Annotated in this window: 15 protein-coding genes and 2 pseudogenes; 16 read left to right on the top strand and 1 reads right to left on the bottom strand. The window is 70.9% G+C overall.

Annotated features, from left to right (window positions below; genetic code table 11):
• From ACZ68L_RS35590 to ACZ68L_RS35515, 16 genes and pseudogenes are all read left to right on the top strand, one after another.
• Positions 1-1,287, top strand: a complete 1,287-nt coding sequence (locus ACZ68L_RS35590; protein WP_469585721.1) for a PLP-dependent aminotransferase family protein — start codon at positions 1-3, stop codon at positions 1,285-1,287.
• Complete coding sequence (locus ACZ68L_RS35585) at positions 1,284-2,453, top strand: glycosyltransferase family 9 protein (RefSeq protein ID WP_469585718.1); 1,170 nt, start codon at positions 1,284-1,286, stop codon at positions 2,451-2,453. Before ACZ68L_RS35590 ends, ACZ68L_RS35585 begins: the two co-directional genes overlap by 4 nt.
• Before the next feature lie 70 nt (positions 2,454-2,523).
• Positions 2,524-4,257 carry a carbamoyltransferase family protein gene (locus tag ACZ68L_RS35580; protein ID WP_469585715.1) on the top strand — a complete coding sequence of 578 codons (1,734 nt, stop codon included), beginning with the start codon at positions 2,524-2,526 and terminating at the stop codon, positions 4,255-4,257.
• Positions 4,258-4,337: 80 nt separating this feature from the next.
• Positions 4,338-5,708, top strand: coding sequence for a GDSL-type esterase/lipase family protein (locus ACZ68L_RS35575; RefSeq protein WP_469585712.1), 1,371 nt, complete (start codon positions 4,338-4,340; stop codon positions 5,706-5,708).
• Between the two features lie 98 nt (positions 5,709-5,806).
• Positions 5,807-7,267: pseudogene (locus tag ACZ68L_RS35570) on the top strand (PfkB family carbohydrate kinase); the annotation flags it as partial.
• Positions 7,268-7,321: 54 nt separating this feature from the next.
• Positions 7,322-7,777: a D-glycero-beta-D-manno-heptose 1-phosphate adenylyltransferase gene (gene rfaE2 / locus ACZ68L_RS35565; protein ID WP_469585901.1), complete on the top strand. Its 456-nt coding sequence runs from the start codon at positions 7,322-7,324 to the stop codon at positions 7,775-7,777.
• A complete protein-coding gene (locus tag ACZ68L_RS35560) occupies positions 7,774-8,754 on the top strand; it encodes an NAD-dependent epimerase/dehydratase family protein (protein ID WP_469585710.1) in 981 nt (326 codons plus the stop codon). The genes rfaE2 and ACZ68L_RS35560 overlap by 4 nt, the downstream gene beginning before the upstream one ends.
• 52 nt (positions 8,755-8,806) lie before the next feature.
• Positions 8,807-9,472, top strand: coding sequence for a D-glycero-alpha-D-manno-heptose-1,7-bisphosphate 7-phosphatase (locus ACZ68L_RS35555; RefSeq protein ID WP_469585707.1), 666 nt, complete (start codon positions 8,807-8,809; stop codon positions 9,470-9,472).
• Positions 9,473-9,533: 61 nt separating this feature from the next.
• Positions 9,534-10,286 (top strand): class I SAM-dependent methyltransferase, encoded by a 753-nt coding sequence (locus ACZ68L_RS35550; RefSeq protein WP_469585704.1) that lies wholly within the window; start codon positions 9,534-9,536, stop codon positions 10,284-10,286.
• The gene (locus ACZ68L_RS35545) at positions 10,283-10,669 is read left to right on the top strand and encodes a hypothetical protein (protein ID WP_469585701.1); all 387 of its coding nucleotides are present in this window, start codon (positions 10,283-10,285) and stop codon (positions 10,667-10,669) included. The genes ACZ68L_RS35550 and ACZ68L_RS35545 overlap by 4 nt, the downstream gene beginning before the upstream one ends.
• The gene (locus tag ACZ68L_RS35540; RefSeq protein ID WP_469585699.1) at positions 10,612-11,667 is read left to right on the top strand and encodes a phosphotransferase enzyme family protein; all 1,056 of its coding nucleotides are present in this window, start codon (positions 10,612-10,614) and stop codon (positions 11,665-11,667) included. Before ACZ68L_RS35545 ends, ACZ68L_RS35540 begins: the two co-directional genes overlap by 58 nt.
• A 19-nt stretch (positions 11,668-11,686) precedes the next feature.
• Positions 11,687-12,169, top strand: coding sequence for a GFA family protein (locus ACZ68L_RS35535; protein WP_469585696.1), 483 nt, complete (start codon positions 11,687-11,689; stop codon positions 12,167-12,169).
• Positions 12,147-12,596: pseudogene (locus ACZ68L_RS35530) on the top strand (NUDIX domain-containing protein); the annotation flags it as partial. The gene ACZ68L_RS35535 and the pseudogene ACZ68L_RS35530, both read left to right, overlap by 23 nt.
• A 547-nt stretch (positions 12,597-13,143) precedes the next feature.
• Positions 13,144-13,635 (top strand): hypothetical protein, encoded by a 492-nt coding sequence (locus tag ACZ68L_RS35525; protein WP_469585905.1) that lies wholly within the window; start codon positions 13,144-13,146, stop codon positions 13,633-13,635.
• Entirely contained in the window at positions 13,632-14,270 is a 639-nt protein-coding gene (locus tag ACZ68L_RS35520) for a tyrosine-type recombinase/integrase (RefSeq protein ID WP_469585898.1), read from the top strand. The genes ACZ68L_RS35525 and ACZ68L_RS35520 overlap by 4 nt, the downstream gene beginning before the upstream one ends.
• Positions 14,271-15,055: 785 nt before the next feature.
• Positions 15,056-15,616 (top strand): hypothetical protein, encoded by a 561-nt coding sequence (locus tag ACZ68L_RS35515; protein WP_469585693.1) that lies wholly within the window; start codon positions 15,056-15,058, stop codon positions 15,614-15,616.
• A gap of 204 nt (positions 15,617-15,820) precedes the next feature.
• Here the strand turns inward: ACZ68L_RS35515 and ACZ68L_RS35510 are convergent, their stop codons facing one another.
• On the bottom strand, positions 15,821-15,946 hold the full coding sequence (locus tag ACZ68L_RS35510; protein WP_392190443.1) for a hypothetical protein: 126 nt from the start codon (positions 15,944-15,946) through the stop codon (positions 15,821-15,823).
• Positions 15,947-16,601 lie beyond the last annotated feature (655 nt).

The following is a 16,601-nucleotide window of genomic DNA, read 5'->3' as shown; positions in this document are numbered from 1 at the left end:
GTGAACCACCCCACAACGCCCGCCCTCGCCGTACTCGAGCAGGCCGCCGCGCACCACGCGGCCGACCGCCGCCGGCTGCACCTGGTGCCCAGTGAGAACGGGCTATCGCTGGCCGCCCGCACAACGCACCTGATGGCGGCCGCCGTCCGCTACGCCTTCCCCGCAGGGCAGGGCGGGGGCGAGAACTGGGCGTGGCCGGGCCGCCAGGGTCTCGTCGACATCGAACAGGCCGCGGCCGTACGGCTCGGTGCACAGCTGGGCGCCGAGTTCGTCAACCTCAGGCCCGTCTCGGGGGTGTCGGCGCTCACGGTGGCGCTGTCCGCGCTGGCGCAGCCGTGGACGACGGCATTCAACCTGGCGGAGCGCGACGGAGGGCACGGCTCGACGCGTTTCATCGGCACCCGCCTGGGGCTGCAGATGAAGGATCTGCCCGTCGATCCGGCCTCCTTCACCCTCGACTTGGACGCGCTCGACCGCCGCCTGGGTACCGGGCCGCGGCCGGAGCTGGTGTACCTCGACGCGTTCATGTGCCTGCTCCCCGTGGACCTGCCCGGCCTTCGCCAGGTCGTCGGCCCGGAGACGGTGATCCACTACGACGCCTCGCACACCATGGGGCTGATCGCTGGCGGCGCCTGGCAGAACCCGCTCGCCGAGGGCGCCGACACCCTGGGCGGCTCCACCCACAAGACCTACCCCGGCCCGCACAAGGGCCTGCTGGCCACGAACGACGCCGGGCTCGCGGCCCGGCTGGACGAGCACGCCTCGCACTTCGTCTCCCACCACCACCCGGCCGACGTCGTCGCCCTGGCCGTGGCCGCCGCCGAGATGGACGCCCGCGGCCGCGAGTACGCGCAGGCCACCGTCGCGGGCGCCCGCCGGCTGGGCACGGCACTGGCAGGGCACGGGTTCACGGTGTGCGGGGAGAAGCACGGGTTCACCGACTCCCATCAGCTGTGGATCGACATCGCGCCGCTCATGGACGCCGAGCAGGCATCCCGTCGCCTCTTCGAGGCCGGGATCGTCGTCAACGCGATCCCGCTGCCGCACATCACCGCGCTGGCCGGGCTGCGCCTGGGTGTGCAGGAGGTCACCTGGGCCGGGATGCGCGAGGACGGCATCGACGAACTGGCCGAGGTGTTCACCGCCGTGCTGCGCGACGGCCAGGACCCGGCCGTTGTCGCGCCCCGCACCCGGGCCCTGGCCGAGGCGCTGGCCCCGGATTCCGGGCCGGAGGAGCAGGTGCTGCGGGTGGCGCTCGCCGCGGCCGGGATTGGCGGCGCCGTATGATCCCCGCCCAGATCCCCGGCAAGGGCGCCTTTCTCGGCCCGGTCCACACCACCGGGACGTTCGAGATCCGGCCGGACTGTAGGCACTTCGCCGGCGGGATGCCGTGCCGGTTCTGGCGGCCGTGCCACGGCTGCCCGCACCACGACCCGGTCGATCACCGGGTGCTGATCGTGATGCTCGGCCTGCTCGGCGACATGCTCATCGCCTCCCCCCTGCCCAAGCGGATCCGCGACGATCACCCGCACGCGCACGTCACCTGGCTCGTCGACGAGGCGAACGCGCCGATCCTGCGGATGAACCCGTACGTGGACGAGGTCCTCGTCCACGACTGGGAGGCTGCCGCCCAGCTGCCCTCGCGCCGCTTCGACGCCGTGTACTCCTTCGAGCGGACCCCGTCGGCGGCGGCCCTGGTCGACCGGATCGAGGCCGGGCACAAGGCTGGGCTCGCGTTCGGCGGACCCCACCACGGCCTGTACCCGATGGGCGAGGCCGCGCAGCAGTTCTTCCGGCAGAACACCTGGAACGACTACCGCACCACCACCAACACGCAGACGTGGAGCGAGCTGTACTTCGCCGTCGCCGGATACGAGTACGCCGGCGAGCCGTACGTCCTGAAGGTTCCGGAGGAGGCGAGTCAGCGGGCCGCCGGGCTGCTCGGGCAGCGCACCGGGCCGCGGGTGTGCCTGAACCTGGGCGGCTCGCTGCCCACGAAGCTGTGGCCGGCTCGGCACTGGGCCGACCTCGCCGACGGCCTTCTGGCGCACGGTGCGCAGCTGGCGGTCCTGGGCGGCCTCACCGACCGGGCCGCCTGTGAGGCGCTGGTGCGCAACCTGCGGATGCGCGGCTTCGACGAGACGCGGGTGGCGTACGCGCCGCTCAGCCTGGAGGAGGCGTCCGCGCTGCCGGGCCTCGTCGACGCCGTAGTGACCGGCGACTCCTTCGGCTTCCACCTCGCGCTCGCCCACGACCGTCCCACCGTGCTGCTGCTCGGCCCGTCCAACTGCGCCGAGGTCATCCCCAAGCACGTCACGAACGTCACCGCGCTGCGCTCCACGCTGCCGTGCTCGCCGTGCGCCCACCAGGTCGCCTGCGGCGGGGTCGGCGGCTGCATGGACACCATCGACCCGCAGGCCGTCCTCAAGGCGACCCTTAACCACCTCGCCTGACCACCCGCACAGCCCGGCCCGGCCCCGCTGCCGCGGCGCCGACGGCGGGACGGACTCTGAAGAGAAGGACGTGATCTTGTTGGCCATCGTGCTGGGGCTGGGCGGCCCGTACTACCACGACGCCTCCGCCTGCCTGGTCATCGACGGGAAGGTGATCGCCTTCGCCGAGGAGGAGCGGTTCTCCCGCCGCAAGCACCACAAGGACTCCCGCTCCTGCGCGGTGGCCGCGGCATACTGCCTCTCTGAGGCCAGCATCACCCTGGACCAGGTCGACGAGATCGCCATCGCCTTCAACCCGACTTGGCCCACCCCGAGCGACACGTGCACCGACGCCGAGCTGATCGCCGAACTCCTCGACCCCGCCCTGTTCGGCCACCACCGGCCCCGGCAGGTCACCGTGGTCGAGCACCACCTCGCGCACGCCGCCTCCGCCTTCCACCCCAGCGGCTTCGCCGACGCCGCGGTCCTGGTGGTCGACGGCTCCGGCGACGGCGTCTCCGCCACCCTCGCCCACGGCACCACCGACGGATTGAAAGTCCTGCGCCAGTTCCCCTTCTCCCAGAGCCTGGGCTGGTTCTACGAGACCGTCGCCGAACACCTCGGGCTCGGCGACTGGACCAGCTCCGGCAAGCTCATGGGCCTGGCCGGCTACGGCAACCCGGACCGCTACCAGCTGGACTTCCTCACCCCGCGCCCCGGCGGCTACCACCTGGACCTGTCCCACTACGGCATCCGCCCCGACGAGCGCGTCGACGACCAGTACACCGACCTGCGCTACTACCGCCGCCTCAAGACCGCCTACACGACCGCGTACACCGACCTCGGCATCCCGCCCCACCGCCGCGCCCGCACCTACACCGGAGGCCGGATCATCCCGGACACCGGCTACCGGCCCGAGCACGCCGACCTCGCCGCCTCCGCCCAGCGCCTGCTGGAGCAGTGCCTGAACGAGCTGGCCCGCGAAGCCCTCGCCGCCACCGGCGCCACCCGGCTGTGCATCGCGGGCGGCGTCGGCCTGAACTGCTCCGCCAACGGCCGCCTCGCCCAACTGCGCGGCGTTCAGGAGCTGTTCGTCCAGCCGGCCGCCGGAGATGCCGGATGCGCCATCGGCGCGGCGCTCGAGGTCGCGCTGCGCCGCGGCGACCTCACCCTGCCCGGCCCGGCGATGAGCAGCGCCGCCCTCGGCCCCGCCTTCGCCGCGGGGCCCGTCCGCGCCGTCCTGGACGACTACGGCCTGGCCTACCGGGACCTCGGCGCCGATCTGCCGACCGTGGCCGCCGGACAGATCGCGCTCGGCCGCACCGTCGGCTGGTTCCAGGGCCGCATGGAAGCCGGACCCCGCGCGCTCGGCCGCCGCAGCATCCTCGCCGACCCCCGCCACACCACCATGCGCGACCACATCAACAACCACGTCAAGCACCGGGAACCGTGGCGCCCCCTGGCGCCGGCCCTCCTGGCCGAGGCCGCACCCGACCTGATCGGCACGAACATCCCGCACCCGTTCATGATCGTCGCCCGGCAGGCCACCGAAGCCGCCCGCAAGGCCGTCCCTGCCGCCGTGCACACCGACGGCACGCTGCGCCCGCAGACCGTCGCCCCCGACGACACCGACCCATACGCCCGGCTGCTGAGCTCGTTCGCCGAGCAGACCGGCCGCCCGCCCGCGCTGCTGAACACGAGCTTCAACCACGAGGCCGAGCCGATCGTCTGCACCCCCCGCGACGCCGTTGCGACCTTCGCCGCCGGCCCCCTCGACGCGCTCGCGATCGGCCCGTTCCTCGTCCGCAAGGACCGACGCAACTGACTGTCCGACACTGCCCGCTCACAGCCGGTACGTTGAGCCCGGCCCGGCCATCACCAGCAAGCGAAGGACCGATTCCCGCGATGACCAGCACGACTCCTCCCGACCAGTCCGTCGCCGCGCGGCTGCGCGCCGAGCACGGCTCAGCCCTCACCCTCGGCGACGACTGCGACCTGCCCGACGACCTCGTGGTCGAGATCTCCCCCGGCGGCCACCTGACCCTCGGCGACCGGGTCTCGATCCGCCGCGGCTCCACGATCCAGGTCCACCCCGGCGCAACCGTCGCCCTCAGCGACGACGTGGCCATCGGAGAGCACACGTTCATCTCCGCCATGGTCGGCATCTCCATCGGCGCCGGCGCAGCGCTGTCGAACATGTGCGACCTGCACGACCACAACCACCGCCCCCGCACCACCGCGAACACGCCGGACGGCGAACTGGTGCCGTGGGCGTCCGGGTTCGAGGGCGCGCCGATCGTCATCGAGCCCGGCGCGACCCTGTCCAACAAGACCACCGTCACCGCCGGGGTCCGCATCGGGGCGAACGCGCTGGTTGGCGCGAACGCGGTGGTCTCACACAGCATCGCCCCCGACACCGTCGCCGCAGGCGTCCCAGCCCACTCCCGCCGCACCTTCGACGGCGTGCCGGTGCCACGCGAAGACCTGCGCACCCTGACCGTCGGCTTCTTCGGGACCTCAATCATGGAGCACCTGGAGGCGGTCAACGCGCGGATGACCACCCAGGCCGACCTGCCCGAGATCGGCTCCAAGGTCACCGTCGAGGGCTGGACCCAGCGCGGCTGGGTCCACCGCCTCGCCCTGTCCCTGCGCGCCACCTGGCCACATGTCGGCTTCGACATCAAGAATTTCGGTGAGGGCGGTGCCACCAGCCGCGACATTGCCGGGATCGTCAAGGGCGACCGGGCCACCAACGGCACCGACTACGACCTCGTCTTCCTCGGCTGCGGCATCAACGACGTCTGGCGCCGCTTCCAGGGCAGGCTGTCCGAGTCGGTCGAACTCGACGAGTACACCCGGCACCTCACCGGGATGCTCGACCAGCTCAGCGGCTACACCCGCCGAATCATCGTCGTCGCCGAGACCCCGTTCGGTCCGATCGAGGACCCCGAGACCGTCACCGCCATGAACGCGGAACTCGCCCGCTACAACACGGCAGCCGCCCAGGCCGCCGCCGCGCACGGCGCGCTGTTCCTGGACGTGTGGAACCCGTTCGCTACCGCCGCCCGGCACCTCACCGGCGACCCGGCCGGCCTCTGGAGCGACGGTGTCCACCTGACCGAGCTCGGCGACACCGTCCTGCTCCAGCAGACCGAGCATCTCCTCGCCGAGCACCGCATCGTCGAAAAGCTCCTCGACTACCCCCTCCTGGAGCGCCACGCCGCGCTGACCGCGTGGGGGCCGCTGTTCGCCCGGTACCGGCCGGCCGGCGCCTGAAAAGCCGCGGGCGCCCGACGCTGGTCGGCCACCGCCGGGCGCCCCGGCCCCTCCACCCCCGCCCCCGCCCACTTCGTGAACTTCGAGGGAGCTGACCCGTGACCCTGCCGGGCCGCGCGCACATACAGGCGCTCACCGCCGCGTTACCCCTGCTCGACACCGCCCGCCTTCAGATCTGGGGCAGCGTGCTAGCCGAGCGGCTCCCCGCGGGCGGGCGACTGCTGGTCGCGGGCAACGGCGGCTCGGCGGCCGAAGCCCAGCACCTGACCTCCGAACTCGTCGGCCGCTTCCGCGCCGATCGGGCGCCGCTGTCCGCAATCGCGCTGCACGCCGACACCTCCTCGGTCACCGCCATCACCAACGACTACGGACCCGAACAGGTCTTCGCCCGGCAGGTCCGCGCGCACGGCCGCCCCGGCGACGTCCTGCTCCTGCTGTCCACCTCCGGCACCAGCCCCAACGTGCTCGCCGCCGCGCAAGCCGGCCGCCAACTCGGCCTCACCGTCTGGGCGCTGACCGGCCCGGCCCCCAACCCGCTCGCCGACGCGAGCGACCACGCCGTGTGCGTGGACGCGCCCGAGGTCGCCACCGTCCAGGAGTGCCACCTGGTCGCCGTGCACCTGCTGTGCGCGGCCGTCGACACCCACCTCACCGCACCGGCCCCCGCGACCGGCGCGGAGCAGGCCGACGTGCGGCGGCTCGTGGTGGTCGGTGACGTCCTCCTGGACCGCGACATCACCGGCACTGCTGACCGGCTATCCCCGGAAGCCCCCGTCCCCGTCCTCATTGGAGCCCGGAGTGCTGACCGGCCCGGCGGCGCCGGGCTCGCCGCCGTCCTCGCCACCCGGGCCCCCGGGTGGAGCGTCACCCTCGTCTGCGGCATCGGAGAGGACCAGCCCGGGGCACACCTCCGTGCCCTCCTGGACGAAGCCGACGTCGAGGTCATCGATCTGGCCGCCAGCGGCACCACCCCGGTCAAGACCCGCGTCCGCGCCGCCGACCGCACCCTGCTCCGCTTCGACACGAACACTGGCCCGCTGACGTTCGGGCCGCTGCCCGTCTTGGTCCGCACCCGGCTGGCCGAGGCGGCGGCCGTCCTAGTCTGCGACTACGGGCGCGGGATCACCTCCCACGACGAACTCCGTCAAGCCCTCGCCGCTGCCGGCACCGACCGCCCGCTGGTGTGGGACCCGCACCCCAAGGGCACCGTCCCGGTCCCGGGCACGGGCCTGGCCGTGCCGAACATCGACGAAGCACTCCACTTCACCGGGCACGCCGGGCCGCGCGACCTCGGTGGCGACACCGCCCGCGCCGTCCAGCTGCTGGCCGCGTGGCCGGTCAAGCAGGTGGCGGTCACCCGGGGTCGCGGAGGCGCGGTCCTGGTCGCGGATCCTGATGGCCACCCCCTGGCCGTCCCGGCCCGGCCCGCCGCCGGGGACACGTGCGGAGCGGGCGACCAGCTGGCGGTCACCGCGGCCATGACGCTCGCCGCCGGACGACTGCCCTCCCACGCCATGGCCGCGGCCGTCGAAGCCGCCACCGGCTACGTCGAAGCAGGTGGCCCCGCCTCCCTGACCGCCTCGCCCACCCAGAGCGCTCCCGAAGGCGCGGATTTGCTGGAGCTGGCCGCCCGCGTACGGGCGCGCGGCGGGAAGGTCGTCGGGGCCGGCGGCTGCTTCGACCTCCTGCACGCCGGGCACCTGTCCCTGCTGGAACAGGCTCGCCGCCTGGGCGACGTCCTGATCGTGTGCATCAACTCCGACGCCTCCGTACGGCGCCTCAAGGGCGAGGACCGGCCGGTCGTCGGCGAGCGCGAGCGCGCCCAGCTGCTGACGGCGCTGGACTGCGTGGACGGCGTCATCGTCTTCGGCGAGGACACCCCCCAGAGGGTGCTGGCCGAGCTCCGCCCCGACATCTGGGTCAAGGGCGGCGACTACGCGGGCCGGCGGATCGCCGAGGCCGACCTAGTCGAGAATTGGGGCGGAGAAGTCGTCACAGTGCCCTTCCTGGACGGCCACTCCACCACGACCCGGATCTACCACGTCGCCCAGCAGGCAGGCGCCCAATGACCCCTGACAGCAGCGTCCTGGTCACCGGGGCGGCCGGGTTCATCGGCCGCCACACCGTATCCGCCTTCCACCACGCCGGCCATCAGGTCACCGCCGTCGACCTGCGCCCCGCACCCTCCCACCTCGCCGCTGCTGCCCACTGGCACCGCAGCGACTTCGCCGACCCACAGCTCCTCGCCGACATCGCAGCTGGCCGCTTCACCACGGTCGTCCACCAGGCCGGCAACAGCTCCACCCGCGCCCCGGCAGGACCCGAGCTGGACGAGACCAACACCCTCGGCCCGCTCCGCCTGGCCGACGCCTGCCGCACCGGCAGGACCCGCCTGATCTACGCCTCCTCCCACTCCGTCTACGGCACCCTCCACCACCGCACCCCCATCGCCGAGGACGCTGACACCGACCCCACACGCTGCACCGGCCCCCTCAACCCCTACGCGGCCTCCAAGCTCACACTCGACCAGCAGATGCGCACCCGCCACCCCGCCGGCCTCGACTGGACCGGGCTGCGCTACACCAACGTCTTCGGCCCCGACGAGACCGACAAGGGCCCCATGGCCTCGATCCTGTCCCAACTCCTGCGGCAAGCCGCGGACACAGGGCACATCCGCGTCTTCGCCGACTCCCTCACAGCCGCCCGCGACTACATCTCCGTCGAATCCGTCACCACCACCATCGTCCACCTCGCCACCGCCCGGCTCCCGGTGCCCGCCGCGGTCTACAACCTCGGCGCCGGCTGCGCCGTCTCCTTCGCCGACATCGCCCAGTGGTGCGCCCGGCTGTACCACGAAGTCACCGGCCAACCGCTGCACCTCGAACTCGTCCCTAATCCCGTGCCCAGCGCCTACCAGTACTTCACCTGCGCGGACATGACCGCGCTTGACAATGCCCTGCCCGACAGGCCGACCGAGTCGGACACCGCCGTCCAAGTGCGCACCGTCGAGCTGTTCACGACCTTCCGCAACCGTGCGACAGGTTGAACCTGCCCGGCCCGGCGCGCCCGGGTCAGGCCGACCGCAGCGTCGGAAGGCCGTGTTCCTCGACCGCGACGGCACCCTGACCGAACCCCGCCACTACCCGTCCCGCCCTGACGGCCTGGTTCTCCAACCGGACGTCGGCGCACCGCTGCGCGCCCTCCAACACGCGGGCTGGGCCCTTGTCGTCGTCACCAACCAGAGCGGGGTGGCCCGCGGGTTATTCACCGTGAACGCCTTGGACTCCATGCACGAACGGCTCGGCGCGCTCCTCACCCCCTACAGAGTTCGGCTCGACGGCATCTACGCCTGCCCCCACCACCCCGACGGCACGGTGCCCGACTACCGCAGGGCCTGCCCGTGCCGGAAGCCTGCGCCCGGCATGCTCCACCAGGCCGCCCACGACCTCCAACTTGACCTCGCCCGATCGTGGACTGTCGGCGACTCGCCCTGCGACATCGACGCCGGCCGAGCGGCCGGTACGCGCACCGCACTCGTCGGGGCAAGCCCGTGCGGTGGAGGGCTCCCGGACGTGCGCTGCGAGACGACGGCCGAGGCACTCCACCTCGTGCTGCAAGCACACGGCAGTGGCGGGATAGGCGATCAGGAATCCAGGTCAAGCGGGCAAGTCTTACTGCAAGGCGCCCGCTCGCATAGCCGTGTTTCGTGCTACAGGCTGGGGGATACGCGGTGGTGGCGGCAGGGCTCCCCAGCTCGGGAGTGATCTTGGAGGCGGGGTTGCTTGTCAGCGCCGGATCACGACGCCCTCCCCCAGGAGTAGCCCCGTGCACCTGACCCCGTCACCCGACCACTGGGCCGACACCTTCTTCGACGAAGGGTTCGAGGAGACCTTCGCCGAGCTCGGCAAGTACGACACCACCGCCCAGGACCTCGCCGCCCTCACGGCCCTGCCCGCACTGCGCCCCGGCGCCCGCATTCTGGACGTGCCGTGCGGGGCCGGGCGGCACGCAGGCCCCCTGGCCGCCGCCGGCTACCGCGTCACCGGCATCGACACCTCGCCGGTCCAACTCGCCCATGCCCGCCGTCTGTGGCCAGCTGTCGACTTCCACGCCTTGGACATGCGCACCCCGCCTCCCGGCCCGTACGACGTCGTGCTGAACCTGTGGACCTCGTTCGGCTACCTGCGCACCCCGGCCGACGACACCGACGCTCTGGCCGCCTGGCGCCGCGTGCTCGCGCCAGGCGGCACCCTGATCATGGAACTGACCACCCGAGAACGGGCCGAGCACGAAAACCGCCACGCGGACGAGGCCGTCAGCACAAAGTCGGCCCTCATCGGCACGGTCACTGAAACATCCTGGTACGACTGGACCGAGAACCTCGCCCACGTCACCTACAGCCGCCCCGGATGGTCCCGCACCTGCCGCACCCGCATGTACACCCGCGCCCAGCTGCACACCATGCTCACCGCCGCGGGGTTCACCCGCATCTCCTTCCACGGCGACTTCCACCTCGGGCCCCCCACTCCCGCCAATCGCACTGTCGTCATTGCCACCGCCCCCGGAGCCACCCCATGATCCACCGTCGTGACATCAACGACATCACCGCCCAGGCCGAGCAACAGCTCCTGGCCGCCCATGGCCTCGGCCCCGGTGATCTCCTCGCCGTCGGCACCGAAGCCAAGGTCTACTCCCTGTGCGCTGACCAAGTGCTGAAGGTGTACGCCGACCCCGACGGCACCCAGGCCGCCCGGCTGCAGACCCTGAGCAGCTTTTACCTCTGTGCGACGGGCGCGCCGGGGCGGCCACCAGAAGCGGTGCATTCCCGCTCCGATCCGACCAGCCCCCGGCCGGCCCGCGCTACGCTCGTGCCCACCCCGACCACCAAGGAGCCCGTACCTCCGTGCCGTCGTTCTCCCGCCTTCCCCACGCCGCGCAGCTCGACCTGCTCGAAGGGCTGACCCGGGCCGCGCTGAGCGAGTACTACGGACTCGACGGCGCGGCCGTACGGATGGAGGTCCAGCAGTACGAGGACAACGCCGTCTGGCGTGTCACCCCGCCAGGCCGCAGGTCCTTCGTGGCCCGCATGTCCGTCCGTGACGGCCGCCCCGCCCACCAGCAAGCCAGTGAGATGCGGTGGCTGGAAAGCCTGGCCGCCTCCCGCACGGTCGCCGTTCCCGAGCCCGTCACCACCACCGGCGGCCACCACGTGGTCCCCGTCGAGGTCCCCGGCCACGACGCTCCGTCCACCCTCGCCCTGCTGCACTGGCTTCCCGGCACAGCAGAGCCCCCCTACCGCCAGCCCGGCGTGGCGCAGGAGATGGGCACTGTGACCGCCCACCTGCACGAGCACGCCGCGACGGTGTCACTGCCCGAGTTCGATCGGCCGGTCTGGGACGCGGAGACCATCCTCCTCAAGGGGCATGCCCTCACCGATCCGGCCGCCAGGGAACAGCTGGGCCCCGAAGGCACTGCCGCTCTTCGCAAGGTCGCCGAGTCGATCACCCCAGCCCTCCAGGAGGGCGGCCAGGACGACCGCGGGCGCATCCATGGCGACCTGCACCGAGAGAACATGATCGCGCTGCCCGGCGGCGGCATCGGCGTCATCGACTTCGACGACTGCGGCACCGGCCACTACCTGCTCGACATCGCCACCGTGCTCTCGTCCGTCCACTGCATCGCGCGGACCGAAGAGGGCGTCTACGAGGAGTTCGCCCGCGCGTTCCTGGCCGGCTACACCCAGGTGCGACCTCTGCCAGCAGATTTCGCCCGGCTCCTGGAGCCGTACCTGCTGCTGCGCGACGCGTTCATCCTGAACTTCGTCACTGCGGCCGTGCTCGTCAACGAAGCCGTCGCGAACTCATGGGGACCGCGCCGCATCGCCGGCATCGTGGCAAACATGCAGGCATACGTGGAAGGGCGCCCCTACCCGGGCACTCTCACCTGGGAGCATTCCTGAGCTCGCTCAGGTCGGAAACGTGCACTTGATCACGGTCGGCCAGTCGCAGCGCCGGGCTCAGGCTGAGGGTGTCAGCACCGCCGAGCCCACGGCCGAGGTGCGGACGGGACGCTGCCAGTGCGGCCATATCACCTACGAGGTATCCGGCATTCCAGATGATCCGGACCTCTGCTCGTGCATCCACGAAACGCGTATCTCAGGCGGCCCCGCCGTGCTCTGGGTGGGCTTCCGTAAAGACGGACTGGCCTGGACCGGCCCCGGCGGCGAGCCGGCCTGGTACGCGACAGGCCCCACCCTCCAGCGCGGGTTTCGCCCGCGATGCGGGACCCACCTCATCTCCGCCGCCGCCGGGTCGGACATGGTCATGGTGACCGGCTTCAGCCTCGACGACCCGCACGGCATCGAGCCCGTCGGACACTCCTTTCGCGAGCCTGCCTCATCGTGCCCCCTCCCTGATCAACCACACGCTCGGAGATCAGATGACACTCGTCCCCCCGAATGACCCCTCCCCTTCCAAAACGGCGATGACGGACGCGGAATACGGCGCTTCCAGATCGACCCTGTGGACGGGCGCGTCCGCACTGATCACAGACACCTCTGGACGAGTTCTCGTCCAGAGGGTCGACTACCGCGATGTCCACCTGCTGCCCGGCGGTGCCGTCGACGCCCACGAATCGCCTTCCCGGGCCGCCGCGCGCGAAGCCCTGGAAGAACTCGGTGTCACCGTTCAGTACACCCGGGGCCTCGCCATCGACTGGATCCCCTCCAACACCCCCGGATACCCGGCGGAGACCCGCTTCCCTGGCGAAGTCCTGTTCGTGTACGACGGCGGCACCTGGAATGCTGAGCAGATCGCCGCAGTCCGCCTGCCCGACCGCGAGATCCTCGCGATCGACTTCGTCGAACCCGCCAGGCTCCCGGACATCATGAAACCAGGAGACGCACGCCGTACTTTGTCCGCGCTCCGAGCACGCATCAACGGCACCACCGCCCTGCTCGAAGACGGCCGCCCCCTGGACCCGACACCACTGGACCAATACAAAGTCCTGGCCACCGCCCGGAAACCCCAACGCTGGTCCTGGCACAGCGCAACGGTCCCAAGCGGCCTCCCCGTCCGGCAAAGTTGGGCGTGGCTCTTCGCACCCGATGGCCGCGTCCTGGTCCTCTCCGCGCAGAGTTGCGGGGGAGTCATCATCGGCGCGGTCCCCAAAGTGCCGCCCTGTCCGCATCTCTGGAGCGATCTCTCCGTAGTTCTACCACTTCTTGCCTGCCTGTTCAGCGTGCCCATCTGCGGCTTCCCTCGTTGTGATGACTGGGGGGCATCACCGATGCCTCCATCGCATCGGCGAGTTGCGAGGTGGAGAGCCGCTCATGAGCACGACCATCGACCTGCCGACCCGCCGGACGCGACGGTCAGAGCCCGGGAGTTCGGCCCACCGGGTGCCGGACGGAGTAGCCCGGCTGCGGTCCCCATCGGTGGTCTTCGAGCAGACCCTCACTGGGTTCGGCGACAGTCAGCGGGCCCGGCATCTCGACCCGGACACGATCCGTGGTCGGGAGCGGACCGTGCGGCAGCTACAGGCCTTCTCGGGAGCCTTCCCATGGCAGCCCACTTGGGGTGCGCCGCTGTACGACCGATGGTCGGCGGCCCTCGCCGAGAAGGTGGCCACCTCAACGGTGATCGCCCACCAGCAGAAGGTCGGGCTATATCTGACGTATCTGTGCGAGCCGGCATACGGCTGGCGCGAGGTCTGCCAGGAACTGTTCGGCACATTCAACGAGCGTGCTCTGTGGGACCTGAACCGGGTTCGCCACTCCCAGGATTACGTCGGCCGACCGAACCGGAACCGCCCGCTAACGCGGCCGGAGATCCGCTCACTGATCGGACAGATCGATCCGGAGATCCGGCGGCTGCAGGCGGCTGGTCACAAGGGGCTCTGGCCGCGGCGCGGGACCTTGCCCTGGTGACGACCACGTACGCGTGGGGGTTGCGGCGACGGGAGGCCGCCCGGCTCGACCTGCACGACTGGCGTCGGCAGCCCCGACTTCCGGAGTTCGGGGACTTCGGGGGCCTGGCGGTGCGCTGGGGCAAGGCGATGGCCGGGCAGCCGCCGCGGCGCCGAACAGTGGTGTCCGTGTGGCCGTGGGCCGTATCCACGGTCCGGTTCTACGTCGAGCACGTGCGGCCGTTGTTCTACCAGGGCCGTCGGGACGACGGCGTCATGTTCCCAACCGAGCGGGGCTCGCGGATCAGCGAGCGGTCGCTCAACGACCGGTTCGCGCACTGGCGGGACAAGGCTGGCCTGGCCGAGGAACTTGGCCCCCACTGTCTTCGCCACACGTACGTCACCAGGCTCATCGAGTCGGGCTACGACGCGGGGTTCGTGACCGAGCAGGTCGGCCACTCTCACGCCGCCACGACGGCTATCTACACGGCGCTCAGCAGCGAGTACAAGAACTTGCAGGTCCGCCAGCACCTGGAGGCGGCCGAGGCCGAGGTGCTCCGTCTCGCGTTCGCTCAGGCCGATCTCGAGGCGGAGTGCGATGAGGAGCTGGCGATCGCCCTCGCTCTGCAGGGTACCGACTCCCGGAGGGGGGCGTGATGAGGGCCGTGCCCGCTCCGGAGCCTCGTCCGGAAGACGTCAGGGCCAGCTCAAGACCACAGTACGAGTGGCGGCTGCGCGAGCTGATGGCCGTCCGGAAGAACTGGTACACCACCACCAAGCTGACTGAGGCCCTGCACGAGCACGGCTTCGGCTTCGACCGAAGCCACATCTATCGGCTGGTCAGCGGCGACAAGCCGCCCAAGATGCCGGTCGATCTGTTGCTGGCATCCGCTGGCCCGAAGGGCCGGTCTGCCGGGCATGTGTCGACCAAGTGCTGGCTAGCCCCGCCGTCTGCTCCCGCTGCCAGCAGCCCAGCATCGCCTTCCAACACCACGTTGGCGGCCCCGTGTGCCCTGAGTGTGCCGGCGTCCGCTTCTCCTACCGCTGCCGCACCTGCCACGGCTTCGCGCGACTCGAATCCGACGCGCGCTGCCGCGCCTGCACCGCACAGACCCGACTGGCTGTCCTCACCACCGACCCGGTCACCGGCGCCACACCCGATTGGCTGCAGCCACTCGTCGACGAGCTGGCCGCCTACGAGAACCCGTCAACGCGCTTATCTCCTGCGTCGTCTTCGTGTCGCCCGACAGTTCCTCGGCCATCTCCACGGCTGCGGCGTCCTCCTGGCCGATTGCACGCAGGCCCGCTGCGACCGATGGGTCACCCAGCACGGCCACTACCAGGCAGAACTCCGTCAGTTCCTGGTCTGGTCGGCTGACGCCCGCCTGTCCCCGCCACGCATCGCCATCGCTGCAGCCCAGCGCGCGGAAGATCGCTCGATCATGAGCGACACCGAACGTGTCCTGGCTGCCCTGCGGCTGGAGACCGACGAGACCGTCCCTCTCGCCGACCGCGTCGCCGGATGTCTGGTCCTCCAGTACGGGCAGCTGTGCACCCGCATCGTCAGCCTCACGCTGGACGACGTCCAGCACCACCCGAACGAGCCCGACACTCTCGGCCTGCTCTTCGGACGTGATCCGCTCTGGCTCCGGCCTCGCCTGTCTGCGCTGCTGCAACGGCTGATCGACGGCCGCACACCACCGACCGTCATCGCCCGTGCCCGCGCGACCCCCTACCTCTTCCCCGGCATGCGCCCCGGCCGTCACCTCACCGCGAACGCCCTGAGTGAGCGACTCATCCGCCACGGCATCCCCGCCACGCGCCTCGCCCGCAACGGTGCTTGGCTCTCCCTGGTCAGCTCCGTGCACTGGAAGCTGCTCGCCGACCTCATCGGCACCTGCGACGCCACGGCCCACCGCTGGCACCAGCACTCCGCCACAGACCGCGCAAGCTACGTCGCCATGCGGATGAAGGACCGACCACCACCCTCCGCCCCTGAGTGACTGCAGGCTCGCATTTGGAATGTCCCGTTTCACCGTAATGATCTGGGACCTCCGGCTGTCCCATTTGAGGGACACAGCGCTTCTGTCTCACGGTCCTGTCCCTTGAGGCCGACGCCGCCGCGGATGTCATGACCGGGACCGCGGTCATCCGTCGTCGTCACCGGGTTCGACACCGCGCGCAGTGGGACCTGTGTTTTGCGCAACTCAGCTGGTGCTGGCCGCTATGAACTTCCAGAAGTACGCTCCGGCCCCGCCACCGCCGATGAGGCCGTAGCCAGTGGCGTCCGCGACCCACGCCAGGGTTACGAGGGCCTGCTCGGTTCGCGTCATGGTGACCGAAGTACCTTGGCGACCCCAAATCCGCAAGGACGGATCGTTGCTGGCCGTTGCCAGGTAGACGCCGTCGGGCGAATACGACCGACATGCTTGTGCCGGTGGTGCAGTGCCTTTTCTACGGCGTCGGGGGGTTGCTGTCGCTGTCGCATGCGCGCTGACAGGCTCTCGTCGCGTCCGGCGCGGCAAGCTCTCTCTGCCGGGTCGTTCGGTGTCACCGGGGATGACGAATGTCTCGTCGACAGCCGTTCTTGTGACTTGGCTCAGTTGCTGGCGGAGGTAGAGGCTGCTCGATCCAGCCAATCTGACCATTCCCGCCCGTGGCACGTGTGGGTCACGACAGAGTGGTCCGTTATGGGTTACAGGGGGCGTTGGTTGCGTGTGGTGCCGTGGGGTGTGTGCGCGGCAGCTGCGGTGTGGCTGGTCATCAGCGTCATCGTTGACGGGTGGGAGAAAGCGGATCCGAAGGCTGGTGTGGTCGGCGCGGTGAGCGGTCTGGTGGCTCTTGTGCTGACAATTCTGGCCCGGCCGGGCCGGAATCCCGATGTGGGGCTGGGTGAGGTTCCCCCGGCGTGCGGGAGGTGCTGATCAGCTGGTCAGGGCGGGTTGACGGGGTTTCAGGTTCGTTCGTTCGGCCGTTGCCTGGTCGGCG

It is taken from the genome of Streptomyces sp. NPDC104309 (assembly GCF_055584025.1).
Note: the sequence above shows the minus strand (reverse complement) of the source record. Positions and strands in the feature narration are given on the sequence as shown.

What these genes read in the sequence shown, in the direction of transcription:
- ACZ68L_RS35585 (WP_469585718.1), top strand. Translation starts at nt 1,284, where the DNA reads ATGATCCCCGCCCAGATCCCCGGCAAGGGCGCCTTTCTCGGCCCGGTC.
- ACZ68L_RS35575 (WP_469585712.1), top strand. Translation starts at nt 4,338, where the DNA reads ATGACCAGCACGACTCCTCCCGACCAGTCCGTCGCCGCGCGGCTGCGC.
- ACZ68L_RS35560 (WP_469585710.1), top strand. Translation starts at nt 7,774, where the DNA reads ATGACCCCTGACAGCAGCGTCCTGGTCACCGGGGCGGCCGGGTTCATC.
- ACZ68L_RS35545 (WP_469585701.1), top strand. Translation starts at nt 10,283, where the DNA reads ATGATCCACCGTCGTGACATCAACGACATCACCGCCCAGGCCGAGCAA.
- ACZ68L_RS35515 (WP_469585693.1), top strand. Translation starts at nt 15,056, where the DNA reads ATGAGCGACACCGAACGTGTCCTGGCTGCCCTGCGGCTGGAGACCGAC.
- ACZ68L_RS35510 (WP_392190443.1), bottom strand. Translation starts at nt 15,946, where the DNA reads ATGACGCGAACCGAGCAGGCCCTCGTAACCCTGGCGTGGGTCGCGGAC.